Consider the following 25,800-nt stretch of genomic DNA (forward strand, 5'->3'; position numbering starts at 1 on the left):
GCGGCTACTTCGGCAGCGGCTGGTCGCGGTACAGCGCCTCGAACGTGTCGAGGGTGCGGTTGATGTCGTGCACGATCACGCCGTCGAGGGATACCTGCTGCATCCGCTCGTACTCCGCGGGCTCGGCCGTGAACACATCGGTCAGCCGCGCGGCGAGCTCGTCAGCGTTGCCCGGTTCGAACAGGTACCCGTTCTCACCGTGGTGGACCAGGTGCGGCAGGGCGACGGCGTCGGCGGCGACGATCGGGAGACCGGATGCCATCGCCTCCATGGTCGCGATGGACTGCAGCTCGGCGATCGAGGCGATCACGAACAGGCTCGCGCGGGTGAGGAGCGCGCGCAGCTGCTCGTCGGTGGTGCGACCGTGGAAGGTTACGCGATCCGCGAGACCGAGTTCGCCGGTGAGACGCTCGAGGCTCTTGCGCTGATCGCCGCCGCCGACGATGTCGAAGCTGACGTCGAGAGCCGGATCGAGCTTGGTCATGGCATCGAGGATGACCTCGACCTGCTTCTCGGCGGTGAGGCGCCCCACGAAGACCATCCGGTTCTTCTCGCGGGGTCCCTTGACCGCGGTGTACTGGGTGCGGTCGATGCCGCAGCTGACCGGGATGACGTCCTTCACCTCGACCGTGCGCTCGAGGAAGTCGGCGGCGCGGCGGGTCGGCGTCGTGATCGCACGGGTCAGGTCGAACGTGCGCTTCGCGTCAGCCCAGGCGAGCTTCAGCACGATGTCGTCGATGAACTTCGGCATCGTGGTGTGATCGAGGATGTTCTCGGCCATCACGTGGTTGGTGGCGATGACCGGGATGCCGCGCTGGTGCGCGATGCGCGACAGGCCGCGGCCGATCACGATGTGCGACTGGATGTGCACGACGTCGGGCTTCACACGGTCGAGCACCTTGCGGGCGTAGTGCTTGGAGCGCCACGGCCACACGAAGCGCAGCCAGTCGTGCGGAGCCCAGCGCACGGACGGCAGGCGGTGCAGCGTCATCGGCTCGCCCTCGATGACCTCGGTCGCAGGGGCCGTGCGACGGTACTTCTGGTTCGGGGCGACGACGTGCACGTCGTGCCCTCGTTGCACGAGGCCGGCAGCCAGGCGCTCAGCGAACCGTGCGGCCCCGTTGATGTCGGGAGCGAAGGTGTCGCAGCCGATGAGGATCTTCAGCGGGGCGTCAGGGGAGGTCACGAATATGCAGCCTTCGGTTACGCGGGAGCCCGGATCAGGGCGCTGGCCACTCTACCCGAGGGGTCTGAGCAGGCCCGGCTCCCCCGCCGGGCCCGCCCACAGCCGGCGCAGGTACCGTGTGAGCATGCGCCTCACCAGCTCCGCAGACCCGCAGCTCTGGATCCCCGTCACCGACTCGTTCGGCTGGAAGGGGCGACGCCACCGCAAGGCCGCGATCAAGATGCTGATGGGCCAGGCCCTGCAGCGCGGCCAGACTCCTCTCCCCCGCGCCGCCGGCGCCGGAGCGTGGCTGATCAGCCAGTTCGCGCCCGCGATGATGAAGCGGGCGGACGGCCGTGTGCTCGTCTGGACGTGGAAGGCCGACCCCGAGCTCGTCGTGGCGATGGCGAACACGCAGGAGCTCACGAATGACGTGCGCCGAGCCCGCGCCATGATGCCGATCGAGTACGACGACACCGAGACCTTCACCACACCGCTCGGCGCCGGCGAGAAGCTCGTCATGTCGTTCCCGACGCAGCCCGGTCAGCCGCCGTTCGCGACGTACACGTGGGATACGGGCAGCCACCTGATCACACTCACGGCCGTCGGTGGGGATCGCGAGCGGTTCGGGACCCTCATCCCCGCCCTCGACGACCTCGCGCGCAGCATCCGGATCGCCGACGACCTCACCGGCGGCGAGAGCCCCGACGTCCTGCGCCTGCCGCCCGCCTGAGGCGCGAGACGAGGTCCGTCCGCGCTGTCACCGGCCGAGCCGACCGTCGCGTTCGCCGCCCTTCGGCCCACTCCGTAGACTCGCGGGATGACGTTCCCACGCGTCGGGAAGGAGTGCGCGAGGCGGTGAGATCACGGGTCGCATTCGGCGTGCTGCGCCTACTGACGGCTACTGTCTGCCTGATCGCACTGGTGCAGCGACTGTTCTGGGGCCTGAGCTCGCAGACCATCGCCGGGCGCAACTTCCTCGCCTACCTGACCGTGGAATCGAACATCGCCCTCGTCGTCGTGCTGGTCTTCGGGGGTGTGCTGGCGCTGCGCCGGGCGAACGATCCGCGCTGGTTCAGCGTCGCGCTCTCTCTGGTGCTGACCTGGACCATCACCGCCGGGATCGCGTTCGCGCTGATCGTCTGGCAGGCGGGGCTGCGCGGCATCCGGGTGGATGTGCCGTGGTCGGATCAGGTGCTGCACTTCTGGCTGCCGGCGTTGACGGCGATCGTCTGGACTCTCACGCCCGGTCATCGGGCGGTCACGTGGTGGATCGTGCCGGGCTGCCTGCTGTTCCCGCTGGCGTGGGGCGGGGTGACGATGTGGCGCGGTCCGCAGATCGGCTGGTACCCGTACTACTTCCTGGATCTCCGCCAGGTGAGCGGTTTCGGGGAGTTCGCCGTGACCAGCGGTCTCGCCCTGGCGATGTTCGCCCTCATCGCGACCGTGCTCGCGCTGATCAGCAGGATCAGCCCGGCGAAGGTCGATCGTGCAACGCCGCGGCGCGAGGGGAAGCTCAGTCGGTCTCGGAAGGCAGGAACGGCGACAGCGACGTGAGGGCCGAGACGAGCGCGTCGCGTTCGTCGAGCTCGGCGAACTTTTCAGCGGCGGTTCCGCCGAGGATGCCGACGAGGATGCTGTCGCCGGTGACGGGCTGCAGGTTGATCCAGGTGCGTACTGGCTGGTCGTCATCACCCCCGGCCAGATGCCAGAGCGTGGCCTCGGTATCCCAGAACGGCTCGTCGTAGCGCAGCCAGATGCTCTCGATGTGCCCCATGCCGAGCGCGTTGATCGCGCCGCGGTGCGCGAACGGCAACGGCGGGGAGAACTCGATCCGCTCGTTCTGCAGGACCCCGAGCGGGACGGTGACGACGACGCGGTCGAATGAGGTGGATTCGCCGGTGCCCAGCCTCAGGCTGACGCCGGCGTCGTCGTAGGCGATGCGCGTCACGGGGCTCGACAGCGTGAGCTGGGCGTCCGAGAGCTGCTCCCGGATCAGCTCCTCGAAGTCGCCGATCACGGCACGGCGCGCAGCGGACGGCAGGGCGGGCGGGAACCAGGAGGAGAGGGCGTCGGCATCCGCACCCGCGGTCGTCGCGAGATAGGTGAGGAGAGCCGCGAGGCTCGGATCCTCGAGGTCGGCACCGGCGGCGGTGAGCGCCTCGGCGAGGGAGACATCGGTCGGTCCGGTGGCGGCGGCGGTGATGGCGGCGGCGAGCGGGGCGTCGTCGACGGCCTCGAGGTCGGTTTCGGGGGTGCGCCACAGGGCGGATGGCAGGTCTGCCGTCTCGGGCAGGTCGAGCTCTTCGCGCGCGGGGTCCTCGCCCTCGGCGAGCACGGGCAGCAACCAGCCACCGAGCTGAACCGGCATCCCCCAGGCGTCGTCGGAGCGCGACGGCGTTCGCCCGCCGACGGTGTCGCGGGCTTCGAAGACGGTGACCTCGAGGTCGGCATCCTTGAGTTTCGCGGCAACGGCGGCTCCGGCGAGGCCGGCGCCGATCACGGCGATCCGCTCACCCCGTTCGGCCGCTGCGCGCACGCGCATCGCGACGCTCCCCCCGGAACGGATCGCCCCGAGGATCGTGCCCGGGGCGTCGACATCCGTCGCCTCGCCGGCGAAGAACACGCGATCCTCGACCGGTGCGGCCAGTTGGTCGCGCACGCCGCCCTGCACGCCGATGCGCGTGTAGCTGACGGCGCCGCGGGAGAACGGGTCGCTCGCCCATGAGCTGCGCAGACTCGCCGCCGGTGCGGGAACGGCGGTGGTGGGCAACGGGGACGGCGTGCGCGTCGTCGTGGGCGTCGGCGTCGGGGCGGGCTCCGGGAAGCACGACACGAGCAGCACGCCGAGCGCTCCGGCACCGGCGCCGACCAGCAGTTCGCGACGCGTCATCCTCACCCGCGCCAGACTACCTGCTCGCGTCGATGTGCTCCGTGCGCTCTCAGCCCCGGGCGTACTCGGCGAGCACGACCCCCGAGTCGAACGCGGTCACGGCTGTCGGGCGGAACGCCTCGGGTGCGTACGAGCTGCGAGCGAAGAGCGGGATGCCGTCACCGAACACGACCGGGTTCCGCTTGAGCGCCAGCCGGTCGATCTCGTCGCGCAGAACCGCGGCGAGAGCACCCCCTCCGCACAGCCAGATGCCAGAGCCCTCCTCGGCCTTGAGCTCACGCACGACCTCGACGGGGTCGCGATCGGTGAACTCGACATCCTCCGCCCCGGCCGGCGCCTCGTGCCCGCGCGTGAAGACGATCTGCCGAAGATGCTGGTACGGGCTCGGGAGCTGCGGCAGGCCGACGGCGTAGGTGTTCCAGCCCATGAGGACCGTGTCGAAGGGGCCGCCCTCGACCGGGAGACCGGCGGCTTCGGCCAGCGCGGTCGGAGCCGTGCCGCCGTACCGCGCCCAGATGGGCGCAGCATGATCACCTTCGACCAGGAAGCGGTCGAACTCGCCGTCGGGCCCCGCGATGTAGCCGTCGATGCTGACGGCCACGTAGTAAGTGAGTTCTCGCATCATCTTCCAATCACGACAGGTGCAGTGATTGAGAGACTACAACAGGTGCAGTGGTTGCGCTAGGGTCAAGGTATGGCGAAGAACGAGGCGCGGCGGAACCTGCTCGCGGACGTCGGCATCGCCGTGCTCGCCGCCGAGGGCTCGCGCGGCCTGACGCATCGCGCGATCGACGCTGCGGCGGGAGTGCCGATCGGCACGACATCCAACTACTTCCGCAGCCGCGAGAAGCTCATCTCCGGGATCTTCGAACGGATCGGCACGCGGCTCGCGCCCACCGACGAGGACCTCGCCGCGCGGGCATCCGCTCCCCCGACGCGGGAGCTGTTCGCCGACTACGTCCGCGACATCGTCCGACGGCTTCTCGAGCAGCGCGAGGTGACGCTCGCGCTGCTCGAGCTCCGTCTCGAGGCGGCGCGGCATCCTGAACTCGCGGCATCCCTCAGCGCCTGGCAGCGCGAGGGCTTCGACGCGGACGTCGCGTTCAACGAAGGGGCCGGGCTCCCGGGCAGCCGCCGAGAGATCGCCCTGTTCCACTACGCGATCGACGGGCTGATCCTCGATCGGCTGACGCGACCGATCGACCCTGACACGACGACGGACGAGATCGTGGATGCGCTGGTGGCGGGCCTGCTGCCGTCCTGAACCCGGCGCACGGGATCAGGCGAAAGCGTGGACTGCCCGCCGGATCGTGTCGATCGCTCCCTGGTCCGGCGCGTCGATCGCCATGCGGACGGAACCCGCCGGAACACCCAGCTGGGCATACGTCTCCTTCATCCGCGCCATGTCGCCCTGGACGGCCTCGACCACGGAATCGACGTCAGCCTGCGCCTGAGCGATGCGCTCGGAGTCTCCCGACTCGGCGGCCACCCGAAGCGCCCGGAACGGCTTCGGGAACACCGAGCTGATTCCCGACACCACGCCCTGAGCGCCGAAGTCGGCGGCCTGAGCCAGCGCACTGTCCTGCCCGGTGTACAGGATGAAGGAATCCGGCACGACAGCCCGATACGCCGCGACCTGGTCGAGCGCTTCGCCGCTGATCTTCGCTCCGACGATGTTCGGAAGCTCCGCAAGGTTCGCCATCAGGTCGGTCGAGACGAAGTTGCCGGTGCGATCGCGGAACACGTAGACGTAGACGTCCAGCCCGTCGGATGCCGCCGACACCGCGCGATAGAAGTCGAGCAGACCCTCGTCCGACGCACTGAGGTAGAACGGCGTGATGACAGCGATCTCAGTGGCCCCTGCCTCCCGGCTCGCTGCGATGAGGCGGCGGACCTCGTACAGGCTGGATGCTCCGACGTGCACGATCACGCGCATGACCGAGGCCAGCTCCTCGAGCCCGGCCTTCGTCACCGCGACGCGCTCATCGAACGACAGCGCGGGGAACTCCCCCGTCGTCCCGAGCAGGAAGGCCCCCTCATTGCCGGAAGCGGCGACGAAGCGCAGGATCGCGCGCGTCCCCTCGAGATCCAGCTCGCCGTCGGACGAGAAGGCGACGGGTACTGCGGTGATGATGTCACGACGGGTCATGATGCTCCGATGCTCTGTGATGCGGATGGTCTACGCGTAGGAGGTGTTGGCTGTAGGGGTGAACACGATCTCGTTCACGCAGACGCGCGACGGCAGGTCGGCGATCCATCGAAGCGCCTCCCCGACGTCCTCGGCCGTGAGCATGAGTTCGCGCTCGGCGGCGCTCGGCGGATCGGGCCGGGTGTCGAGGATCTCGGTCGCCACCTCTCCCGGGCAGAAGTGCGTTGCGCGAACGCCTGCCGACCGCTCCTGGGCGTTGATCGTCTCGGCGAGCGCGCCCAGCGCGGTCTTGCTGGTGGAGTAGCCGGCGCCGACCCCCGGCGCGAACCGCCACCCCGCCCACGACGAGACGAGGACCACGAGTCCGTCGCGGGCGTCGCGCATGCCGGGGAGCACCGCATGGACCGCACGCATCGCTCCCGTGAGATTGATGTCGAGCACGCGCGAATAGTCCTCAGGGGTCGTGTCGGCCCAGAAGCGGTTCTTCACGTTCGTGCCCGCACTGTAGACGAGCGTTCTGACGGCCCCGTGCTCGCGCTCGATGCCCTGCGCCACCGCGATCACCGCGTCGGCATCGCTCACGTCGAGGGGGATGCTATTCGCCTTCCCTCCGGCACGGCGCACTGCCGCGACGGTCTCCTCGAGCTCCGCGCGGCGCCGCCCCGACACGATGACGACGTCTGCTGAGGCGGCGAGCGCCGCTGCAGCGCCGCGTCCGATGCCCGAGCCGCCGCCGAGGATCCAGGTGACCCCTGCGCAGGTCATGCCTCGCCACCCCGCGAACGCTCCACGGCGTCGAGCAGTCGGGCGTATGCCGTCGCTCCCGGGTCGGCGTGGCCCGCACCGCGCTCGCCGATCCAGGCCGCGCGACCCCGCTGCGAGACCGCACCGGCTGTGGCGCGGACGCCGTCCCAGGCGGCCGCCCGCATCGCCTCGATGGCCTGCGGCGCGCTCTCGGACAGCTCGAGCGCCTCGATCGACGGGATCAGGGCATCCAGCACGGTCTTGTCGCCGCGTACGGCTCCTCCGCGCTCGCCTATGCGGTCCGCCATCGCGCGCAGCGCCCGGGCCGCAGCGCTCCGTGTGAGCTCCGGATCCTGCCGCAGAGCATCCGCGGCGGCGAGCAGCCCGCCGCCGAACAGGGCGGCGAACGTCGACGGGTTCGCCGTGGCGAATGCGCCTCCGGCGGTCTGCAGGACTGCGGTGAGCGAATCCGCCTCGTCGGCGGAGAGCGCCCGACGGATCGCGGCGGATCCGGACGCGACGGTCACACCGAGATCGCCGTCGCCGAGCACGGCGTCCAGATCCCTGAGCTCGTCCGCGTACTCGGCCCACAGCGTCGCCACCTGGGCGATGTCGCGGGCGAATGCGCCTGCCTGTGCACTCGGCACGGCCGAGGCGACCGTCGCGGGGGCGCTTGCGACGGCGGCGGCCTCCCGCGCCGGAAGCGCCTCGCGGGAGGCGGGCGCCGGCCCTCGCTGGGTGAAGAACGGTGAGGCGGCAGGGGCGTCGAGCAGCTCCTGGAGCTCGTCGTCCAGATCGACGATGCTGATGGATGCTCCGGCCATCTCGAGGCTCGTCGCGTATTCGCCCACGTAGGTGCGATGGATCACGATCCCGCGCTCGTCGAGAAGCTGGTGCGCGCGGCGCGAGAGGACGTACAGCTCCTCGAGCGGAGTCGCCCCCATGCCGTTCACGAGCAGCGCGACGCGATGCCCCTCAGCGATCGCGCGGTCCTCCAGGATCTCCGCGACGATCGTGTCGACGATCTCGTCCGCCTGTGCGAGCGGGCCGTTCCCGCGCCCCGTCTCGCCATGGATGCCGATGCCGATCTCCATCTCGCCGTCGGCGAGGTCGAAGGAGGGCCGCCCGGTCGTGGGGAGGATCGTCGGCGAGAGATCGACGCCCATGGTCCCCGTCCGCACCGCGGCCCGTGCGGCGACCGTCGCGACCGCGTCGAGATCGTCACCGCGAGCGGCGGATGCCCCGGCGATCTTGTACGCGAAGAAGATCCCGGCGACGCCCCGGCGCGTGTCCGCGCGGTCAGCGGGCGCGCTCGCCACATCATCGGCTCCGAGCACGGTCGACGTGCGGATTCCGCGTGCCGCGGCGAGATCGCCGGCGAGGTCGAAGTTGAAGACGTCGCCGCCGTAGTTGCCGTACAGGTAGAGGACGCCCGCACCGGCGTCGGAGGCGACCGTCGCGGCGAGGATCTGCTCGGAGGACGGCGAGGAGAACACGTTCCCGACCGCCACCCCCGAGCACAGGCCCTCACCGAGGTACCCGAGGAACAGCGGCAGATGCCCGGAGCCGCCGCCGGTGGCGATGCCGACGGGCCCGTCGGCATCCGGGACCCGGACGATCGCCCGGCGGTCCTCCGATGCCGGACGCAACTGGTCGGGGTGCGCGCGGAGGATCCCGTCGAGGAACTCGTCGACGAAGGCATCCGGAGCATTGATGAGCTTCTTCATCTTCGTCATCCCTTCGTCGCCCCTGCCGTCAGACCGCTGACGACGTAGCGCTGCGCGAGCAGCGCGATGATCATGACCGGGACCGTGATCACGACCGCGGCCGCCATCAGACCGCCCCAGTCGACGGCCGCGTAGCTGGTGAAGTTGACGATCGCGACCGGCAGCGTGCGCGTGTACTGGTTGGACAGCACGAGCGCGAACAGGAAGTTGTTCCAGCTGAAGATGAACGACAGGATCGTCGCGGTGGCGATGCCGGGCACCGAGAGCGGCAGCACGACGCGGATGAACGCGCCGATCCTGCTCGATCCGTCGATCTGCGCCGCCTCCTCCAGTTCCTCGGGGATGCCCTCGAAGAAGCTCGACATGATCGCGACGACCAGCGGCATGGTCACGAAGATGTGCGTGAGGATCAGCACCGTGTACGTGCCGACCAGTTGCAGCTGGGAGAACAGGAAGTACCACGGGATGAGCAGGCTCACACCCGGGATGATGCGCGCCATGAGCAGGAAGGCGGTGGTGCTCTTCACGCGGTAGCGTGCGATTCCGTATGCCGCGGGAACCCCGATGAGCAGGGCTACGAGGGTGGAGCCGACGCCGACGATGATGCTGTTGCCGATGATGGGCCCGAACGCCTGCGTGCCGAACACCGTCTCGAAGTTCTTCAGCGTGGGCGTGAACGAGAAGGTCTTGCTCGGGTCGATGATCTCGAGGTTCGTCTTCAGGCTCGCCAGCAGCATCCAGATGAGGGGTGCGATGAAGGCGAGGACGACGAGCAGGATGCCGATCGCCCGCGCCCATCCGCCGACGATCTGGGACGGTCGGCGGCGCCGACGGCTCGGGGTGGTGGCGGAGGCGCTCACAGCTTCTCCCCTCTCTTGCGAAGAATGGCCAGGGCGACCAGGACGATGATGATGAGCATGAAGAAGAGCATCAGCAGGGCGGACGCTCGCCCGTATCGCGAGTACTCGAAGGCGTCGCTGTAGGCGAGGATGTTCAGGGTCTCGGCCTCATGGCTCGACCCTCCACCGCGCCCCTTCGTCGCATAGATGATGTCGAACGTCTTCAGGGCGTCGATCGATCGGAGGATGGCCGCCGCAGCGATCACCGGCGACAGCAGCGGAAGGGTGATGTGGATGAACCGCTGCCAGGCGTTCGCGCCGTCGACGCGGGCGGCTTCGTCCGGCTCTTCCGGGAGGGTGGAGAGCCCGGCGAGCAGGATGAGGATGACCATCGGCGTCCACTGCCAGACGTCGATGAAGATCAGGGTGTTGAGCGCCGAGTCCTTGTCGGAGAGCCATCCCTGACGCGGCAGGTTGAGGAAGTCCATCAGAACGTTCGCGAAGCCGATGGACGGTTCGAAGATGACCAGCCACATCATGCCGACGGCGACCGGTGTGGCCACCAGCGGCAGCAGGATGAAGACGCGGACGAGCCCCTGACCGCGGAAGGTCTTGCGCAGCAGGAGCGCGATCGCCAGGCCGATGACGAGTTCGAGCACGAGCGCCATACCAGTGAAGTACGCCGTGCGCCCGACCGCAGGCCAGAAGCGGTCGGTGTCGCCGAGCCAGTGCGCGTAGTTCGCGAACCCGACGAAGTCGAAGGGCCGGGTGACCGCACCCTGCGCATTGGTCAGCGAGAGGAAGATCGTGTACCCGATGGGGAACGCGATCAGAGCGGTCACGAACACGATCGATGGGACGATCAGGATCCACTTCAGGTTCGCGTCGACCCAGTCGATCGGCTTGCGTCGGTGGCGCGCGGGTCGATCGTGCTCGAGCGTGGTGCGGAACATCGGGCCCTCCTCGGCCGGGGGTCCCGGAGGAGGCGGGCGGCCTCCCCCGGGACTCGGGTGCTGCTACTGCTTCTCGGAATCCAGAAGGTCCTGGAACTCCGCGTTGGCGGAGGTCGCCGCCTCTTCGACGTCGCCGCCCTCGATCGCCACGATGGCGGGGCCGCCCACGATCTCGCGGGCTGCGGCGACCTGCTCGAGCTGCGGGCGGTCGTGGCCGACGGCGCCGTCACCGAGATCGCGGACGATGTCGACGAGCCCCGCGGGGAAGCTCTCGGTGGACGCGTCATCGTCCCACGCGGACTGACGCGCGACGGGCACGGTCTCCTCGGCGAGCAGCCACTTCGAGTTCTCCTCATTAGAGACCCACTTGATGAACTCCCATGCCGCCTCCTTCTTCTGCGAGAAGGCGTTGATCCCGATGGTCTGCGGGACGATGTTGTAGAAGTTCGCGCCGGCCGGCCCCTCGGGGAAGCGGGCGAAGGCGACGGTGTCGACGACCGCGGAGTTCGATTCGTCGAGGAACGTGTACGCCTGGCTGTCGGCATCCAGATAGAAGGCGGCGTTCCCCTGAGCGAAGATCGCGGATGCCTCGACCCAGCCCATGTTCGTCGCACCGGGAGGGCCGTCCTCGCGCAGCAGGTCGCCGTAGAACTCGTACGCCTCGATCGCCTCCGGGCTGTCGATGGTCGCGTTGCCGTCCTCGTCCTGGAAGTCGCCGCCGAAGCTGTAGACGAACGAGGAGAGTTGGGTGACCATCGGGACGCGCGCTCCGCGCATCGCGATGCCGTAGAAACCGTTGTCCGGATCGTTGAGCTCGTCCGATGCGGCCTTGAGCTCATCGAGGGTCTGGGGCACCTCGATGCCCGCCTCCTCGAGGATGTCGGAGCGGTAGTACATGATGTGACGCTCGGTCATCACGGGCACGCCGTACACGACGCCGTCGAGCTCGACGGCATCCCGTGCGGCCTGCTGGAAGTCGTCCCAGGCCCATTCCGGATCCGAGGCGACGTCCTCGGTCATGTCGGTGAGCCAGCCGTTGCGCGAGAACTCGCGCATGACGTCCTGCACCTGGAAGCCCATGATGTCGAAGTCCGAGGACTGCGCGTTGAGCTTGACCTTGAGCGTGTCGTTGAGCTGCTCGTTGCCGTACGCCTCGAGGTTGACCTTGATCCCGGTCTCCTCCTCGTACTTTCCGGCGAGGGTCTTCAAACCCTCCGTCCACGGGCTGTTCGCCGCGATGACGGTGAGTTCGGTGACCTCGCCTCCTTCGGCTCCGGCCGTGCCGCCGCATGCGGCGAGACCGAGAACCATGGCGCCGACCACGGGCGTGATGAGGGCGAGTCGCCTCGCGCGATTCCTGCTGAACATCGTCGTCCTATCTCTGGTGTGGGTGTTGCGGGTCAATTGGCGACGTTCACCGGCACCCGGCCGGAGAAGACGTCGACGATCGCCTGGGCCGTGGCCCAGCCGATCCGGTCGTAGGCCTCGAGCGTGTCGGCGCCCGCGTGCGGAGCCGTGATGACCGAGGGGTGCGAGAAGAGCGGATTCTTCGGGTCGACGGGTTCGACCTCGAACACGTCGAGGCCTGCGCCGGCGATCCGGCCGGACTCCAGCCCGCGCACGAGGGCTGCCTCGTCGACCAGGCCGCCGCGGCTGGTGTTGATCAGGAGCGTCCCCGGACGCATGCGGGCGATCAGCTCGTCGTCGACCAGATGATGCGTCGCGGGCAGATGGGGCACGTGCACGCTGACGATATCGGCGTCGGCGACCGCCTGCGCCAGCGACACCAGCTCGACTCCGAGCTCTTCCGCCTTCACCGGATCGCCGTACGGGTCGTAGGCAGTGATCGTGAGATCGAACCCGCTGAGCCGGCGGGCGAGGAGCTGCGCGATGGCGCCGAAGCCGAGCAGGCCGACGGACTTGCCAGCGAGCTCGCGCCCGACGTAGCGGTCCCACCGGCCGGCGCGTGCGGCGTCGTCCATCTGCGGGAGCTGTCGGAGAAGTCCGAGAACGAACCCGAGAGCGAGCTCGGCGACCGCCGCGGCGTTTCCACCGGGGACGTTCACGACTTCGACGCCGCGGGCACGGGCCGCGGGCAGATCGACGTTGTCGAGCCCGACGCCGAGTCGGGAGATGATGCGCAGGCTCGGCGCCTGGCCGAGCGCTTCGGCGTCGAAGACCTCGACCCCGGCGACGGCGGCATCGGCGGTGCCGATCAGGCTGTGGAGCTCGGCGGCATCCCACGGAACGGTCCTCTCGTTCTCGACCAGCGTGAATCCGTGGTCGAGAAGAAGCTGGCGGCCTCGCCCGCACAGCTCCGCGTAACGCACTGCGCCGACGATCACGGTGCGACCCGACCCGATCAGGTCCGTCGTGTTGCCCATCCTGCTGCCTCTCTCGACGGCGCAGGAGCGATTCCCTGTCCTCGTCGACATGATCTGTGTTTTGTTAACAATCAACATATGCCAGACTGACGGCACGGTCAAGCGCCAATGACACCGACGTCTCAGGAGGTCCCGATGCGGGCTGCAGTACTCAACGGAATCCGGTCGCTCACGCTCGACGAGAGACCGGAGCCGGCGCTCTCGGCCCACGACGTGCGCGTCCGCGTCGACGTCGTCGGGCTGTGCGGCTCGGACCTCAGCTATTTCGCCCGAGGAGCCAACGGCGACTTCGTCGTGCAGGAGCCGCTCGTGCTCGGGCACGAGATCATCGGCACCGTGACCGAGCGCGGAGCACTCGCAGACGCCGCGATCCGCGTCGGCGACCGCGTCGCCGTGCATCCGGCTTGGCCGTCGCCACGCGCCGGCGCATCCACGATCGACGACGACCTCGCGTCCGAGCCGAGCTCGTTCCTCGGGTCCGCGTCGACATCCCCGCACACGGACGGCGGACTGCAGGAGCAGCTGGTCCTGCGACCGGAACGACTGCGCAGGGTCCCCGAGTCCCTGGACTCCCGCACCGCTGTGCTCGCCGAGCCGATGGCCGTCGTCCTCCACGCACTGGCGAATGCAGGCGACGCCATCCGTGGCGCCGACGTCACCGTCTGCGGCGCAGGGCCGATCGGCCTGCTCTCGATCGTCGCGATCAGGCAGGCGGGGGCGGCGTCGATCACCGTCACGGACGTCCGCGCGGAGGCTCTCGCCCTGGCTCAGCGGCTCGGCGCCGATCAGACCGTCGACGTATCCGTCGACCGTGCGATCGAGGCGAGCGCATCGGTCGTGGTCGAGGCGAGCGGGGTTCCGGCATCGCTGGAGGCGGCCGTGCGCATCGCCCGCACGGGTGGCGTGATCATCCAGCTCGGGATGCTCCCGCGCGATGCGCGGCCCATGACCCTGTCCGGCCTCGTCGTGAAAGCGCTCACCCTGGCCGGCTCCCACCGCTTCGGCGGCGAGCTCGATGCGTCCCTTGTCGCGCTCGAGCGAGCACCGGAATGCGCGGAGATCGTGACCGCATTCGTGCCGCTGGCCTCGGCGGCCGACGCGTTCGACGCCGTCGCGGACCCCGCGATCGCCGGGAAGGTCGTGGTCGACGTCAGCGGGATGCTCACGCGCTGTCGATCTCGCGTCAGTCGGCGTCGCCAGCGGCCCGGCCATCGCGGAGCACGCCGCGGACATGCCCCTTGGCGAGGGTGAGGTGCAGGTGCAGCCGCTTGACCGCGGCATCCGCGTCTCCGGTCCGGACGATGTCGAGGAATCCCTGATGGTCGTCGGTGGCGGCCGGGATGTCGGGGGTGTCGCTCATCTCGAAGAGGATCGCGAAGGTGCGCTGATACGGCTTCCATGCCTCGAGGAGGCGACGGTTGCGCGAGTAGATGTAGAACGCCGTGTGGAACTCCATGTCCGCATCGGCGAACATCTGCACATCCTCCGCTTCGCCGGCGGCGCGCATCCGGTCGACGACCTCCTGGAGCGCGTCCCACTCCTTGGCGCTGGCGTTCTCGATCGCGAGGCGGATCGCGAGCGACTCCAGGGCCTGTCGGAGCGCGTAGAGCTCTTCGACCCCGTCCATCCCGAGTGCGCGCGCGTAGAGTCGCTTGCGCCGCGCCTCGAGCAGCCCCTCGGTCTCGAGCTGCCGCAGCGCGTCACGGACCGGTCCCCGGCTGACGTCGAAGCGCGTGGCGAGGGCATCCTCGGCGAGATGCGTGCCGTCCGCGATCGCGCCCGTGATGATCTCGAGGCGCAGCTGATGCGCGATCTGCTCCCCCATGGCGAGTGGGCGAAGATCCACCGCGACCCCCGATTTGTCTGACAGTTAACAGTTGTTGCCTAGTCAGAGTGTCGCACAACTGCGCGACGCGTCAAGTCGCGGGGCCGCGGTGGAGCGCTGTCCGCGCGTCAGATGCTGACGTCACCGATCAGGTTGACCTTGATGCCCATGCCGTCGAACATCGCGGCCTTGGCGATCAGGGCCTTGTCAGCGGTCTCGGCATCCGGGGCGTAGACGAGCTGCGCGTGGTTCGCCTTGTGACGAGCCATGAACTGGTCGCGCGAGACGCCGTGGAGCACGACGTGCGCGATCGGCCATTCCGGGTTGGTCGCCTCGTGGCGGCGCTGGGTCTCCTCCTCGGGCAGTTCGACGACCGAGGCGCGGAAGATGTCCGCCTGCAGGATGCCGTCGGCGATGAAGACGCGCGAGAGCACGACCTCGCCGGGCTTGGAGACGCCGTTGATCGTGGCACCGCCGGCCGGGAAGAACACGTGCCCCTGGCGCCAGCCCTCGGCCTTGTCCCAGCCGCCGAGGTGCGAGGCGGGAACGGAGCCCGAGATCTCGTACGCCCACACGAACCGGCCGTCGTAGTCCTCGCCCCAGCGCACATCGTGCAGCGTGTTGTCGGGCACGAGACCCATCGCACGCCAGACGCGGTCGGTGACGAGCGCGTCGACCGCGACACCCTCATCCGCTTCGTTGAAGTGCGGGAACGCGCGGCCCTCGTGCAGGATGCGCGAGCCGTCGCGCGAGGTCACCGGAGGACGCTCGGTCGAGTTCAGGATGCCTTCGGCGAGGTCGGATGCCGGCACGAGATCCTTGAGACCCTGCTGGTACTGGATTCCGACGGCGTCCAGCCCGAAGTCGTCGGCGATGCGCAGGGCTGCGATGTACATCTTCATCTGCCACTGCACCTGCTCGCGGGTGAGTTCGGTGGCGCCGTCCTCGCCGTACTTGAACGTCATGCCGTGATCGATCAGCCAGTCGTAGGCGGCGTCGGCCTCGTCCTCGGTGACGTTCAGCATCTCGGCGTACAGGGCCGACTGCGACAGGCGCTCCTTGTAGATGCCGGTGTGGTTGAGCAGCTCGTCGTCGAAGATCGCGTTGTACATGCCCATGCAGCCCTCGTCGAAGACGCCGATGATGGCCTTCTCATCGCGCAGCTGGGCGGCGAGCGCCTCGCCGAGCTCCTTCTCGGGAGAGTCCGGCAGCACGGGCAGCTCGCGGACGTGCGAGTAGTCGTGCGTGATGGTGCCGGACTCTGTCCACTCCTTGATGCCGTCCGTGAACCAGTCGTCGGTGAAGTCGACCGACCAGGTCGTCGAGTACGGCTTGTCCATCTTGGTCAGTCCCGCGTTGAGCCCGAGGAGTCCGACGAGACCCGGCCAGTCGCCGGCGAAGTTCGCGACGGTGAGGATCGGCCCTTCGTGCGTGCGCAGGCCCGCGAGCACGTGGTGCGAGTACTGCCAGTTCGCGATCGCGACGATGAGCGGCGCGTCCACCGGGATGTTCTTGAACACCTCCATGCCCATGCGCTGGCTCGAGATGAAGCCGTGGCCGGTCTCGGGGTCGACGTCGAAGGCACGGATGACGCTCCAGCCGAGGTCTTCGAAGACGCCGGTGACCCCGGCCTCAAGGGCCTGCTGGGTCGGCCAGCCGGCCGTGTTCGCCGACTCGCGCAGGTCGCCGGACGTGATGAGATACGCGGTCTTGGGTGCGGATGCCGGGCGGGTCGCCGGGGTGGGAAGGGTGTAGGTCATGGTTCCTCCGTGGGGGTCAGTCGCGCTGCTGCGCAGCCAGTTCGTGGACGACGTCCTTCGATGCCTCGTACAGCCGCACGTAGCGGTCGAAGAGAGCGTCGTAGAAGTCGGCGAGGTCGGGGTCGGGTTTGATGGTCTCGGCGATCGGGTTCCAGTCGGTGATGACGGGCGCCTCGCCGTCCGCGGCGATGGCGGATGCCGCGAGGAACGCCGCGCCGTAGCTGGCACCGATCGTCGTCGCCGGGACCTCCTGGACGAGCCCGGTGACGTCGGAGACGACCTGCATCCACAGCCGCCCCTGCGTGCCGCCGCCGACCGCGACGATCCGGCGGATGTCCGCACCGGCGGCGCGCATCGTCTCGACGTTGTGGCGCACGCCGAGCGCCGTCGCCTCGAGGGCGGCGCGGTAGAGGTCGCCGCGCGTGTGCTGCAGGGTGAGCCCGGCGACGACGCCGCGGGCGTCCGGGTCCTGGATGGGCGTGCGCTCCCCCGCGAAGTACGGCAGCATGAGCAGCCCGCGAGCACCGGGACCGGATGCCTCGGCCTCGGCGAGCAGTTGCGGGTAGTCGGCGTCGGTGAGGTCTTTCAACCAGGCCGTGAGCGCGCCCGACGTCGACAGGCCGCCTGCGAGGTTGCGAGTGCCGGGGAACGCGCCCGCGGTCGTCCACATCGACGGGGTGCGGAGCGTCTCCTCCCCCGTGGCCACTGCGTCCGTGAAAACCATGAACATGGTGGTGCCGTACATCAGCATGAGGTCAGAGGCCTCGTGGGCGCCGACGCTGACAGCCTCGGTCCACGCGTCGATCGTGCCGGTGATGACGGGCGTGCCTGCCGGGATGCCGGTCACGTCGGCCGCCGCGGCCGTCACCTCACCCGCGATCTCGCCCGCCCAGGTGAGGCGCGGCTGCTCGATCGATGAGGCGTAGCGCTGCCACCAGGGCTCGTACCAGCGCTCGTTCTCGATGTCGTAGAGCGGTGTGGTCTGGCTGGCGGACTGATGGTCGAGCACATAGGCGCCGGTGAGCCTGCGGGCGAGCCAGGATGCCGGCATGAACAGGCGCACGGCTGCGGCGTAGGCATCCGGCTCCTCGTCGGCGACCCACGCGATCTTCGCGCCGGCGGCCTGGGAGGTGAGGGCCGAGCCGCCGATGCGGGTGATCTCGTCCAGGCCGAGCTCGTCGTTCATGCGCGCGATCTGGGCGCCGGAGCGGGTGTCGACGCCGTAGAGGATCGCGGGGCGGACCGGCCGGTCGTCGGCATCCGCGAGCAGCACGCACGGCCCCATGCCGCTGACGCCGACCGCCGCGATCTCGGCATCCGGCATCGCGGAGACGAGCTCCTGCGCGATCGAGACGAACTCGTCCCACCAGACGTCGGCATCCATCTCGACCCAGCCGGAGCGGGGCCGGACGACGTCGTGCGCACGGGTCGCGGATGCCACGATCGTCCCATCGTCAGCGACCAGGACGCCCTTCGTGCTCGACGTGCCGACGTCGAAGCCCAGAGTGCAGCGCATGGCGGTCCTCCTCGATCGCGAGTTGTGATGACAGACTACGCGAAATCGATTTCACGCCGCAAGCGGGACCGCGTCCAGGTCACGGAGAACGTCGTCATCCGACGCTCATGGCGACGTATTGCGACCCCGACGTCAGCCGGGCGTGCGTTCAGCGCGGGATGCTGGCCGACCGCAGCTCGCCGCGCAGCACGACCGTGCGCGCGGGCTGATCGTCGCCGCGGATGCGTTCGAGCAGCATCCGCGCCGCCGTCACACCCATGTGCCGGGCGGGCAGTCGCACCACGGTCACCGCGTTCGGCGACAGCGTCGTGAACGGCAGGGAGCCGATGACGGCGACCCCGACAGCAGGTGGCGTGAGTCCGCGCTCGGTGAGCACCTGGATGGCTCCGACTCCGATGAGGTTGTTGCCGGCGACGACGGCGTCCGGCGGCTCCGGAACAGCCAGCAGCTCCGCCATCACCTCGCGTCCGCCCTCCACGCCGAAGGTGCTGAAGCGCTGGAGCTCCGGATCGATAGCGCGACCTGCCGCCGTGAGCGCGTCCTGCCAGCCGGCGGCGCGCTCAGCCGCCGTGTCGATGTGGGACGGTCCTCCGATGTACGCGATCCGGCGGTACCCGGCGCGGATGAGCTCCTGAGCGGCGGCGGCTCCGGCGGCCCGGTTCGACATCACGACGCCGTCGACGTCGTAGGACGTGCCGCGGTCGACGGCCACGACCGGGCGTCCGGTCGCGAGGATCGGGTCGAGGTCGGAGGTCTCGGATGCCGTGGCGATGATGACTCCGGACATGTTCTCGGCGATCGCGATCCGCAGGTACGTCGACTCCTTGTCGACCTGGGCGTCCGAATTGCACAGGACGACGGAGTACCCGGCCTCCGAGGCGACGTCCTCGACGCCGCGGGCCATCTCGGTGAAGTACGGGTTCTCGATGTCGGGGATGACGAGCGCGATGACCTCGGAGCTCTGTCGGCGCAGCGTGCGGGCGGCCCGGTTCGGGGTGAAGTCGAGCTTCTCGGCGGCGGCTCGCACCGCCGCGATCTTCTCCGGAGACACGTTGGTCCCGTTGAACACGCGCGACACGGTCGCCGGAGACACCCGCGCCAGCTCCGCGACGTCGTAGATCGTGGCCATGTGCTTCTCCTGCCCGGTGCGACCAGCCGTCATGAAACAATATCTGAAACCGATTCCGCCAGTGCCGGCCCTACGATCGAGGCATGACAGACTCGCCGCTCGTCCTCGTCGCCGCCTCCGGTGACGGCGCCATCGTCACGTTCCGCCTCGACGGCGATCGCCTCGAGCGCCTCGCCGTCGCGGAGGGGCTCGACGGGTGCTCCACGTTCGTCGTCGATTCCGCCCGCGACCTCGTCTACGCCGGTGTGAAGGGCTCCCCTGCCGGCATCCGGACGCTGTCCCTCGATCGTGCGACCGGTCGCCTGACGCCGCAGTCCCGTCTCGATCTGCCCGACGGCGGCATGAACTATCTCGCGCTCACCGCCGACGGCACGCGGCTCCTCGGCGCGTCATACGGCGGCGGGTACGGCATCAGCTGCACGGTAAGCGACGGTGTCGTCAGCAGCCCGGTCGCACGAGTGGACTTCCCGAACCTGCACTCGGTGCTGCCCAGCAGCGACGGACGGTTCGCGTACTTCGTCTCACTCGGGGCCGATCTGAGCGCGCAGTACGCGCTCGGCGGCGACGGGGGCTTGCAGCCGCTGTCGCCCGAGACGGTTCCGGCACCCGCGGGGAGCGGGCCACGGCACCTCGTGCTGAACCGTGCCGAGGACGCCGTCTACGTGCTCACCGAGTTCTCCGGCGAAGTGCTGCACTACGCACGCGACACCGCCGCGGGCTGGCTCGAGTTCCGGGGGGCGGCCACGGCCTTTGACACCACGAAGGGCCTCGCCCGCAGCGAGTTCGGCGCCGACCCGATGGAAAACCATTACATCTGGGGCGCGGACCTGCACTTCGGCGCGGGAGAGCGCCACCTGTGGGCATCCGAACGGACGGAGAGCACGCTCGGCGCGTTGCCCGTGGCACCCGACGGGTCGGTGTCGGCGCCGGCACGCTTCACGGTCACCGAACCGCAACCGCGGGGCTTCGCACTGAACGCCGGCGGCACCCGCCTCGTCGCCGCCGGAGAGCGATCGACGACGGTGTCGCTGTACGCCGTCGACGGCGACCGCCTCGAGCTTCAGGACCGCGCGGAGGTCGGCCGCAAGGCGAACTGGGTCCGCTTCGTCTGAGGCGCGGCATCCCGAACGACGAAACGGGGTTTGCGGCATGAGACCCGAGCCAGCAGCCCTCGTTTCATGCAGCAAACCCCGTCTCGAGAGGAACAGCGAGGAACTCGAGAGCAACAGCTCCGGCCTCAGCGGTGCCGCGCCACGACCTGCGCGACGGCCTCGCGCTCGGCATCCGTCGGCTCGGCGATCGCCATGCGGCAATGCGCGTCCGTGACGCCGAGCACCCGGTACGCCTCCTTCATGCGCGCCATGTCGCCGCCGATGAGCGAGACGACGTCGTCGACGTCCGCCTGCGCCGCGGCGATCGCCGATGCGTCGCCGGATCGACCGGCATCCGCCAGCGCACGGAACGGCTTCGGCGTGACGGACGAGACACCGGACACCACGCCTTGCGCGCCGACCTCGACAGCGGCGATGAGCTCGCGGTCGGCGCCGGTGTAGAGGTCGAAGTCGGCGGGGACCACCGCGCGGTACGTCGCGATGTCGTCCAGCGACAGCTCGCTGATCTTCGCGCCGACCACGTTGGGGAGCTCCGCCAGGCGGGCAAGCAGCTCGGGCGTCACGGGGTTGCCGCTGCGCGCCGGGTAGATGTAGACGTAGAGGCGGCCGTCGCCGACGGCATCCGACACCGCCTGGAAGTAGTCGAACACCGCGTCATCGGCCGAGCGCAGGTAGTAGGGGGTGAGGGCCGCGAACTCGCGCGCACCCAGTCCGCGGGCGATCTCGACGAGGCGCACGGCCTCGAACGCGCTGGGCTGCCCGACGTGCACGATGACGCGCATCTTGTCGGCGAGCTCGTCCATGGCTGCGCCGACGAGGGCGGTGAACTCCGCGACATCCACCGAGGGGAACTCCCCCGTCGTGCCCAGGACGAATGCTCCCTCGTTGCCCGACTCCCCCACGAACCGGAAGATCGCGCGCGACCCGTCCACGTCCAGGCTCCCATCGCGGTGGAACGCCGTGGGGATCGCGGTGAGGATGTCGTAGCGGGTCACTTCTTCTTCTCCTTGGAGCTCTTCTTCTCGGCGATGTTCTTCTTGCCGATGCTGCGCACCGTCGAGGTGAGCAGGTCGGGGTTCGCGGCGAGCTCGTCGTGCGCCTTCGAGATCTGCGTGATGCTGTCCGTGTCGAGCACGGAGTCGGCGAACGATGCCCGCTCGGCGCGGGGCTTGCGTGCGGCTCGGATCGCCGGCATGACGATCGAGAGCACCGCGAGCACGAGCAGGACGATGGCGATGGGGCTGACGACCTCGAAGAACGGCCGCGTCGGCAGGATCGCGAGCGTGCGAGCGAGGTTCTCCTCCGCGAGCGGACCCAGCAGGAGGCCGAGCACGACCGGGCCCGCCGGAACCTGCATGCGCTTGAGCAGCACGCCGATGACTCCGAAGACGAGCATGGTGACGACCGTCGAGAGGCTGTTCGAGGTCGCATACGTGCCGATGATGCAGAAGATCAGGATGCCGCTCCACAGGTACGGCTGCGGCACGTCGAGCAGCCTCACCATGCCGCGCATGCGGACCAGGCTCAACGCCAGCGAGAGGAGCGTCGCGACGAGCATGATGCCCACGATCGAGACGACGAGGTCGGGGCGCTCCGTGAAGAGCGTCGGCCCGGGGGTGATGCCCCAGATGATCATCGAGCCGATCATCACGGCCATGACCGAGTCGCCAGGGATGCCGAGCGCCATCGTGGTCGTGAGCGATCCGCCGAGCGTCGCGCTGGATGCCGTGTCGGATGCCGCGACGCCCTCGATCGAGCCCTTGCCGAACTGCTCGGGGGTCTTCGAGGCCTTGCGGGCGCGCTCCCATCCGATGAGGCCGGCGATGTCGCCACCGGCGGCGGGGATGAGCCCCACGCCGAGTCCGACCGCACCGCCGACGGCCGTCGCGCGTCCGCTCTGCTTGAGCTCCGAGCGGTTCGGCCACCAGCGGCCCAGGCTCGAGATCGGCCGGACGTTGCTCTTGCGGTAGGTGAGCAGCTGGTCGAAGAGCTCGGCGATGCCGAAGAGCCCGATGATCACGGCGATGAAGTTCACGCCCTCGACGAGTTCGAGCACGCCGAAGGTGAAGCGCTTGTCCGCGGTCGCGGCGTACGTGCCGACCGTTCCGAGCATGAGCCCGAAGAGTCCGGCGAGGATGCCCTTCAGCATCGACTTCGACGAGATGCCGATCATGATCGCGATGCCGAAGATGACGAGCGCGAACAGCTCGGGCGACTTGAAGTAGTCGCGGGCGAAGCTGGCGATCGGCACGGCGGCGACCGAGAAGAGCACAAGCGAGGCGAGGATGCCGATCGCCGAGACGATCGCGGACATCGTGAGCGCGAGCCCGGCGCGCCCCTGCTTGGCCATCGGGTAGCCGTCGAGAGTGGTGGCGATGGATGCCGGGGTGCCCGGCGTGTTGATGAGGATCGACGGCACGCGATCGCCGAAGTTCGCGGCGACGTAGATCGTCAGCAGCACGGCGAGGCCCTGGACGGGCTCGAGCGTCATCGTGAATCCTGCGGCGAGCGCGACGGCCATGGTCGCGGTGATGCCCGGGAACGCTCCGACCATGAAACCGAGCACGAGCCCGACTCCCACGTAGAGCAGCATCGAGACGTCGAGGAGCGAGTTCAGCCCCTCCAGCAGCGGAGTCATAGCGGGATCCTCAGGAGCATGCCGAAGACGACGTAGACGAAGGCCGTCACGGACACGGTGTAGATGATGAGGCTCAGCCAGCGCCGGTGCCCGTACAGGAGCATGAGCGCGGCCATGAGCAGGGCCGTCGCGATCGGGAACACCTCGATGCGGTAGCCGAACAGGATGACGGAGCCCAGCGACCACAGGGCGATGAACGCCCCCGCGATCACGAGCGTGGCGCCGACGCGGATGACGCCGTCGCGCTGCATCCGCTCGATGTCCTCGCGCCCCGGCGCCGGGCGCGTGATCGCGATGACCAGCAGGACGACGGCGACGGCGACGCCGGAGACGCCGAGGACCATCGGCCAGAATCGTGCGTCGATCTGTCCGGGTGCCGCTTCGCGACGCAGATCGATCTGCGTCGACAGTGCCAGGTATCCGGCGGTGAATGCGAGGGCGGCGGCCGCGAACCCGATCTCGAGGGGACGCGACGGCGTCGCCCCCTGGTACTCGTCGCTCTCGGCGACTTCTGACGTCGACATGTGCTTCCTCGGACGATGGTCGGTACGGGTCGGGTGGTGGGGCCGGTCGAGCCGGCCCCACCGGCGTCAGCCCAGCAGCTCCTGGAACAGGGCGAACTGGTCCTCGACGAACGTGGTGAACTCGGCCGAGTCGCGGTAGACGACGAGGTTTCCGGCGTCCTCCTGGAACGTCGTGTAGGTGTCGGACTCGACGGCTTCCTTGATCGCTGCCTCGAGCGTCGCGTGCACGTCGTCGGGCAGGCCTGCGGGTGCGTAGATGCCGCCCCAGCCGCCGAAGACGACGTCGGCGCCGATGGCCTCTTCGACCGTGGGCACATCGGGTGCGTCAGGGTGGCGCTCGTCGTTCATGACGGCGAGGATGCGCACCGCGCTGCCCTGCGAGAGCGCTTCGCCGAGACCCGAGACGGCCGCGACCGTCTCACCGGATGCCGCGGCGGCGACAGCGGGAGCGCCGCCGTCGTACGGGACGGGGGTCACCTCGCCGCCGGCCTCCTGGCCGAGAGCGATGCTCGCCGCCTCCCAGATCGACCCGGCACCGGAGTTGGCCACGGTGATGGGAGCCGTCTTGGACTGCTCGACGAGGTCTTCGAGGGTCTCGATGTCGCTGGATGCCGAGACCGTGATGACACCGGGCGCCAGCATGATCTGACCGAGCAGGTCGAAGTTCTCGGGCAGGACGTTCGCGTCCTGCGTGGTGTTGAGCATCGCGATCTCGACCGGCCCGAAGCCGATCACGTAGCCGTCGGGGTCCTGCTCGGCGACGTACTCCATCGCGAGCGCGCCGGCGGCGCCGGGCATGTTCTCGGGGATGACGCTGACGTCGAGGATGCCCTCGAGTTCAGTGGCGAGCGCTCGCGAGGACAGGTCGGATCCACCGCCGGGGTTGGCCTGGATGATCAGCCGGATGTCCTTCTCGGGGAAGGTCGAGGCGGCATCGCCCTCCTCGACCTTGGTGCAGCCGGACAGCACGATCGCTGCGGTGGTGAAGACTGCGGCTGCGGTGAGCACGCGCTTCAGGCGCTGGGTAGTCATCTTCGCTCCTCGTTGAGTGCAGGTGGGTCGCACAGGCAGGGACCTGTGCGGCATCGTCAGGCTAGCAGTGTTTACTGTTAACAGTCAACGCGCAGTCGGCGATGGCGGCGGACGACCGCTCAGGACCGGCGCTGCTCGAGCTCGTTGAGCATCCGATCGCGGGCGCCGTCGAGATGATCGGTGAGCACCTTCGCGGCCTGTTCGGTGCTGCCGCTGCGCATGACGTCCATGAGCTTGACGTGATCGCCGGAGGACTCGTGCAGGTCCTCGTCGTGATTGATCGTGACCTCGAGCAGTGCCGCGAAGGTCGGCAGGTACTGACTCCACGCGCCCTCCAGACGCGGATGGTCGGCGAGCGCGTAGATCTGCGAGTGGAAGTCGAGGTCTGCCGCCACGAAGGCGGCGTGATCTCCGGCATCCGCCGCTTCTCCCATGCGGCCCACCGCCGCAGCCATGCCTGTCCAGCGCGCCGGATCCTCGACGCGCATGGCCCGCGAGAGGGCGAGCTGCTCGAGTGCGCCGCGCAGGCTGTAGAGCTGATCGACGTCGTCCCGGCTCAGTCCGACGATGTAGACGCCGCGCGGGCGCTGCACCTCGACGAGCTTCTCGAAGCTCAACTGGGTCAGGGCATCGCGCACGGGTCCGCGACTGACGGCGAACTCGTCGGCGAGCGCCTCCTCGGTGATGCGCTCACCCGGCGCGATTTCTCCACGGACGATCCGGTGCCGCAGCACGCGCGCAATCTGGGCGCCGAGCGACTCGCCGCGCTTCACTGTCTGGGTCACCGTGACCTCCCTGTCGACTGTCAACAGAATACACGGCTCGTCGAAACGGGTCCGACCACCCGAGACGGGTCGTGGCACGGCCTGTATCAGCTGACAGGACCTGTTTCGGTCAGTCCTCGTCGGCGCGCGGCGCAGGACGCCAGAGCACGACTTCCGTCGAACGGCGGATGCGGCGGCCACCGGTGACGGGGACGACCCCGGTCGCGCCGGCGGCGAAGACGCGCATGCCGGGGCGATTCTGCCGCTCGGCGCGCAGCGCGCCCTCGAGTTCGCGAACCTGGCGACGCAGTATCCGCACCTCGTCCTCCAGATCGAGCAGCCGCGCGATCGCCGGCAGGCTCATGCCCTCGCCGGAGAGGCGCGCCACCTCGCGGAGCTGTTCGATGTGGTGTGCCGAGTATCGACGGGATCCTCCGCGCGTACGACCGGGGACGACGAGGCCGATCCGATCGTACTGTCGCAGCGTCTGCGGATGCATGCCCGCGAGCTCGGCCGCGACGGTGATCGCGAAGACGGGGGCATCCTCATCGTCAACCACAGCACTCGCCTCCTCGCGCCGAGCCTCGGATCAGGAGATGCGCCGAGATCAGGAGCATCCGCGAGGAATCCTCCTGATCTCGGGCGA

At 69.1% G+C, this 25,800-nt stretch carries 25 protein-coding genes; 5 read left to right on the plus strand and 20 right to left on the minus strand.

What is annotated here, in order from left to right:
- Positions 1 to 4: 4 nt before the first annotated feature.
- A complete protein-coding gene (locus HWX58_RS13260; protein ID WP_175988502.1) occupies positions 5 to 1,186 on the minus strand; it encodes a glycosyltransferase in 1,182 nt (393 codons plus the stop codon).
- 124 nt (positions 1,187 to 1,310) lie between these two features.
- Here HWX58_RS13260 and HWX58_RS13265 point away from each other — a divergent pair, with 124 nt between their 5' ends.
- Both HWX58_RS13265 and HWX58_RS13270 read left to right on the plus strand, forming a co-directional pair.
- Positions 1,311 to 1,898 (plus strand): hypothetical protein, encoded by a 588-nt coding sequence (locus tag HWX58_RS13265; RefSeq protein WP_175988504.1) that lies wholly within the window; start codon positions 1,311 to 1,313, stop codon positions 1,896 to 1,898.
- A 125-nt stretch (positions 1,899 to 2,023) separates the two neighbouring features.
- The gene (locus HWX58_RS13270) at positions 2,024 to 2,722 is read left to right on the plus strand and encodes a Pr6Pr family membrane protein (RefSeq protein WP_250646251.1); all 699 of its coding nucleotides are present in this window, start codon (positions 2,024 to 2,026) and stop codon (positions 2,720 to 2,722) included.
- Here the strand turns inward: HWX58_RS13270 and HWX58_RS13275 are convergent.
- Both HWX58_RS13275 and HWX58_RS13280 read right to left on the minus strand, forming a co-directional pair.
- Positions 2,682 to 4,058 carry a flavin monoamine oxidase family protein gene (locus tag HWX58_RS13275; RefSeq protein ID WP_250646255.1) on the minus strand — a complete coding sequence of 459 codons (1,377 nt, stop codon included), beginning with the start codon at positions 4,056 to 4,058 and terminating at the stop codon, positions 2,682 to 2,684. The two genes, HWX58_RS13270 and HWX58_RS13275, sit on opposite strands and share 41 nt — an antisense overlap.
- Positions 4,059 to 4,107: 49 nt before the next feature.
- On the minus strand, positions 4,108 to 4,683 hold the full coding sequence (locus HWX58_RS13280; RefSeq protein ID WP_368356426.1) for a dihydrofolate reductase family protein: 576 nt from the start codon (positions 4,681 to 4,683) through the stop codon (positions 4,108 to 4,110).
- A 69-nt stretch (positions 4,684 to 4,752) separates the two neighbouring features.
- Here HWX58_RS13280 and HWX58_RS13285 point away from each other — a divergent pair, with 69 nt between their 5' ends.
- Positions 4,753 to 5,322: a TetR/AcrR family transcriptional regulator gene (locus HWX58_RS13285; protein ID WP_175988509.1), complete on the plus strand. Its 570-nt coding sequence runs from the start codon at positions 4,753 to 4,755 to the stop codon at positions 5,320 to 5,322.
- Between the two features lie 15 nt (positions 5,323 to 5,337).
- Here the strand turns inward: HWX58_RS13285 and HWX58_RS13290 are convergent, their stop codons facing one another.
- The 7 genes from HWX58_RS13290 to HWX58_RS13320 all read right to left on the minus strand — a co-directional run bounded on the left by HWX58_RS13290 (position 5,338) and on the right by HWX58_RS13320 (position 12,854).
- Positions 5,338 to 6,207 (minus strand): dihydrodipicolinate synthase family protein, encoded by an 870-nt coding sequence (locus HWX58_RS13290; protein WP_175988511.1) that lies wholly within the window; start codon positions 6,205 to 6,207, stop codon positions 5,338 to 5,340.
- A 30-nt stretch (positions 6,208 to 6,237) separates the two neighbouring features.
- Positions 6,238 to 6,972, minus strand: a complete 735-nt coding sequence (locus HWX58_RS13295; protein WP_175988513.1) for an SDR family oxidoreductase — start codon at positions 6,970 to 6,972, stop codon at positions 6,238 to 6,240.
- Positions 6,969 to 8,678 (minus strand): dihydroxyacetone kinase family protein, encoded by a 1,710-nt coding sequence (locus HWX58_RS13300; RefSeq protein ID WP_175988515.1) that lies wholly within the window; start codon positions 8,676 to 8,678, stop codon positions 6,969 to 6,971. Before HWX58_RS13300 ends, HWX58_RS13295 begins: the two co-directional genes overlap by 4 nt.
- A gap of 5 nt (positions 8,679 to 8,683) precedes the next feature.
- Positions 8,684 to 9,538: a carbohydrate ABC transporter permease gene (locus tag HWX58_RS13305; protein WP_175988517.1), complete on the minus strand. Its 855-nt coding sequence runs from the start codon at positions 9,536 to 9,538 to the stop codon at positions 8,684 to 8,686.
- A complete protein-coding gene (locus HWX58_RS13310; RefSeq protein WP_175988518.1) occupies positions 9,535 to 10,470 on the minus strand; it encodes a carbohydrate ABC transporter permease in 936 nt (311 codons plus the stop codon). The genes HWX58_RS13305 and HWX58_RS13310 overlap by 4 nt, the downstream gene beginning before the upstream one ends.
- Positions 10,471 to 10,533: 63 nt before the next feature.
- Complete coding sequence (locus HWX58_RS13315) at positions 10,534 to 11,838, minus strand: ABC transporter substrate-binding protein (RefSeq protein WP_175988520.1); 1,305 nt, start codon at positions 11,836 to 11,838, stop codon at positions 10,534 to 10,536.
- 32 nt (positions 11,839 to 11,870) lie between these two features.
- Entirely contained in the window at positions 11,871 to 12,854 is a 984-nt protein-coding gene (locus HWX58_RS13320) for a phosphoglycerate dehydrogenase (protein ID WP_175988522.1), read from the minus strand.
- A gap of 135 nt (positions 12,855 to 12,989) precedes the next feature.
- Here HWX58_RS13320 and HWX58_RS13325 point away from each other — a divergent pair, with 135 nt between their 5' ends.
- Positions 12,990 to 14,105: a zinc-binding dehydrogenase gene (locus HWX58_RS13325; protein ID WP_175988524.1), complete on the plus strand. Its 1,116-nt coding sequence runs from the start codon at positions 12,990 to 12,992 to the stop codon at positions 14,103 to 14,105.
- On the opposite strand, the gene HWX58_RS13330 is transcribed toward HWX58_RS13325, so the two are convergent.
- From HWX58_RS13330 to HWX58_RS13345, 4 genes are all read right to left on the minus strand, one after another.
- Positions 14,038 to 14,700 carry a GntR family transcriptional regulator gene (locus HWX58_RS13330; protein ID WP_175988527.1) on the minus strand — a complete coding sequence of 221 codons (663 nt, stop codon included), beginning with the start codon at positions 14,698 to 14,700 and terminating at the stop codon, positions 14,038 to 14,040. The genes HWX58_RS13325 and HWX58_RS13330 overlap by 68 nt on opposite strands.
- Positions 14,701 to 14,807: 107 nt before the next feature.
- A complete protein-coding gene (locus HWX58_RS13335) occupies positions 14,808 to 16,439 on the minus strand; it encodes a fucose isomerase (RefSeq protein ID WP_175988529.1) in 1,632 nt (543 codons plus the stop codon).
- Between the two features lie 16 nt (positions 16,440 to 16,455).
- Positions 16,456 to 17,955: an FGGY-family carbohydrate kinase gene (locus HWX58_RS13340; RefSeq protein WP_175988531.1), complete on the minus strand. Its 1,500-nt coding sequence runs from the start codon at positions 17,953 to 17,955 to the stop codon at positions 16,456 to 16,458.
- 148 nt (positions 17,956 to 18,103) lie between these two features.
- Positions 18,104 to 19,117 carry a LacI family DNA-binding transcriptional regulator gene (locus tag HWX58_RS13345; protein ID WP_250646252.1) on the minus strand — a complete coding sequence of 338 codons (1,014 nt, stop codon included), beginning with the start codon at positions 19,115 to 19,117 and terminating at the stop codon, positions 18,104 to 18,106.
- A gap of 50 nt (positions 19,118 to 19,167) precedes the next feature.
- Between HWX58_RS13345 and HWX58_RS13350 the strand changes: the two genes are divergently transcribed.
- Positions 19,168 to 20,196: a lactonase family protein gene (locus HWX58_RS13350; RefSeq protein ID WP_175988532.1), complete on the plus strand. Its 1,029-nt coding sequence runs from the start codon at positions 19,168 to 19,170 to the stop codon at positions 20,194 to 20,196.
- Positions 20,197 to 20,321: 125 nt separating this feature from the next.
- Here HWX58_RS13350 and HWX58_RS13355 read toward each other — a convergent pair whose 3' ends face one another.
- The 6 genes from HWX58_RS13355 to HWX58_RS13380 form a co-directional block, all read right to left on the minus strand.
- Complete coding sequence (locus tag HWX58_RS13355) at positions 20,322 to 21,191, minus strand: dihydrodipicolinate synthase family protein (protein ID WP_175988534.1); 870 nt, start codon at positions 21,189 to 21,191, stop codon at positions 20,322 to 20,324.
- Positions 21,188 to 22,834 carry a tripartite tricarboxylate transporter permease gene (locus HWX58_RS13360; protein WP_175988536.1) on the minus strand — a complete coding sequence of 549 codons (1,647 nt, stop codon included), beginning with the start codon at positions 22,832 to 22,834 and terminating at the stop codon, positions 21,188 to 21,190. The genes HWX58_RS13355 and HWX58_RS13360 overlap by 4 nt, the downstream gene beginning before the upstream one ends.
- Complete coding sequence (locus HWX58_RS13365) at positions 22,831 to 23,358, minus strand: tripartite tricarboxylate transporter TctB family protein (protein ID WP_175988537.1); 528 nt, start codon at positions 23,356 to 23,358, stop codon at positions 22,831 to 22,833. The genes HWX58_RS13360 and HWX58_RS13365 overlap by 4 nt, the downstream gene beginning before the upstream one ends.
- Positions 23,359 to 23,424: 66 nt before the next feature.
- Entirely contained in the window at positions 23,425 to 24,390 is a 966-nt protein-coding gene (locus tag HWX58_RS13370) for a tripartite tricarboxylate transporter substrate binding protein (protein ID WP_175988539.1), read from the minus strand.
- Between the two features lie 119 nt (positions 24,391 to 24,509).
- Complete coding sequence (locus HWX58_RS13375; protein WP_175988541.1) at positions 24,510 to 25,175, minus strand: GntR family transcriptional regulator; 666 nt, start codon at positions 25,173 to 25,175, stop codon at positions 24,510 to 24,512.
- 109 nt (positions 25,176 to 25,284) lie between these two features.
- Positions 25,285 to 25,713, minus strand: coding sequence for a heat shock protein transcriptional repressor HspR (locus HWX58_RS13380; protein WP_175988543.1), 429 nt, complete (start codon positions 25,711 to 25,713; stop codon positions 25,285 to 25,287).
- Between the last annotated feature and the right edge of the window lie 87 nt (positions 25,714 to 25,800).

Source organism: Microbacterium tenebrionis, assembly GCF_903645325.1.
In the GTDB taxonomy this organism is placed as follows: domain Bacteria; phylum Actinomycetota; class Actinomycetes; order Actinomycetales; family Microbacteriaceae; genus Microbacterium; species Microbacterium tenebrionis.

Excerpts from the sequence above, each read along its gene's own strand:
- HWX58_RS13310 (WP_175988518.1), bottom strand. The coding sequence starts at position 10,470 with ATGTTCCGCACCACGCTCGAGCACGATCGACCCGCGCGCCACCGACGC.
- HWX58_RS13295 (WP_175988513.1), bottom strand. The coding sequence starts at position 6,972 with ATGACCTGCGCAGGGGTCACCTGGATCCTCGGCGGCGGCTCGGGCATC.
- HWX58_RS13340 (WP_175988531.1), bottom strand. The coding sequence starts at position 17,955 with ATGCGCTGCACTCTGGGCTTCGACGTCGGCACGTCGAGCACGAAGGGC.
- HWX58_RS13345 (WP_250646252.1), bottom strand. The coding sequence starts at position 19,117 with ATGACGGCTGGTCGCACCGGGCAGGAGAAGCACATGGCCACGATCTAC.
- HWX58_RS13290 (WP_175988511.1), bottom strand. The coding sequence starts at position 6,207 with ATGACCCGTCGTGACATCATCACCGCAGTACCCGTCGCCTTCTCGTCC.
- HWX58_RS13325 (WP_175988524.1), top strand. The coding sequence starts at position 12,990 with ATGCGGGCTGCAGTACTCAACGGAATCCGGTCGCTCACGCTCGACGAG.
- HWX58_RS13365 (WP_175988537.1), bottom strand. The coding sequence starts at position 23,358 with ATGTCGACGTCAGAAGTCGCCGAGAGCGACGAGTACCAGGGGGCGACG.
- HWX58_RS13275 (WP_250646255.1), bottom strand. The coding sequence starts at position 4,058 with ATGACGCGTCGCGAACTGCTGGTCGGCGCCGGTGCCGGAGCGCTCGGC.
- HWX58_RS13335 (WP_175988529.1), bottom strand. The coding sequence starts at position 16,439 with ATGACCTACACCCTTCCCACCCCGGCGACCCGCCCGGCATCCGCACCC.
- HWX58_RS13280 (WP_368356426.1), bottom strand. The coding sequence starts at position 4,683 with ATGATGCGAGAACTCACTTACTACGTGGCCGTCAGCATCGACGGCTAC.
- HWX58_RS13265 (WP_175988504.1), top strand. The coding sequence starts at position 1,311 with ATGCGCCTCACCAGCTCCGCAGACCCGCAGCTCTGGATCCCCGTCACC.
- HWX58_RS13285 (WP_175988509.1), top strand. The coding sequence starts at position 4,753 with ATGGCGAAGAACGAGGCGCGGCGGAACCTGCTCGCGGACGTCGGCATC.
- HWX58_RS13300 (WP_175988515.1), bottom strand. The coding sequence starts at position 8,678 with ATGAAGAAGCTCATCAATGCTCCGGATGCCTTCGTCGACGAGTTCCTC.
- HWX58_RS13370 (WP_175988539.1), bottom strand. The coding sequence starts at position 24,390 with ATGACTACCCAGCGCCTGAAGCGCGTGCTCACCGCAGCCGCAGTCTTC.
- HWX58_RS13315 (WP_175988520.1), bottom strand. The coding sequence starts at position 11,838 with ATGTTCAGCAGGAATCGCGCGAGGCGACTCGCCCTCATCACGCCCGTG.
- HWX58_RS13360 (WP_175988536.1), bottom strand. The coding sequence starts at position 22,834 with ATGACTCCGCTGCTGGAGGGGCTGAACTCGCTCCTCGACGTCTCGATG.
- HWX58_RS13320 (WP_175988522.1), bottom strand. The coding sequence starts at position 12,854 with ATGGGCAACACGACGGACCTGATCGGGTCGGGTCGCACCGTGATCGTC.
- HWX58_RS13350 (WP_175988532.1), top strand. The coding sequence starts at position 19,168 with ATGACAGACTCGCCGCTCGTCCTCGTCGCCGCCTCCGGTGACGGCGCC.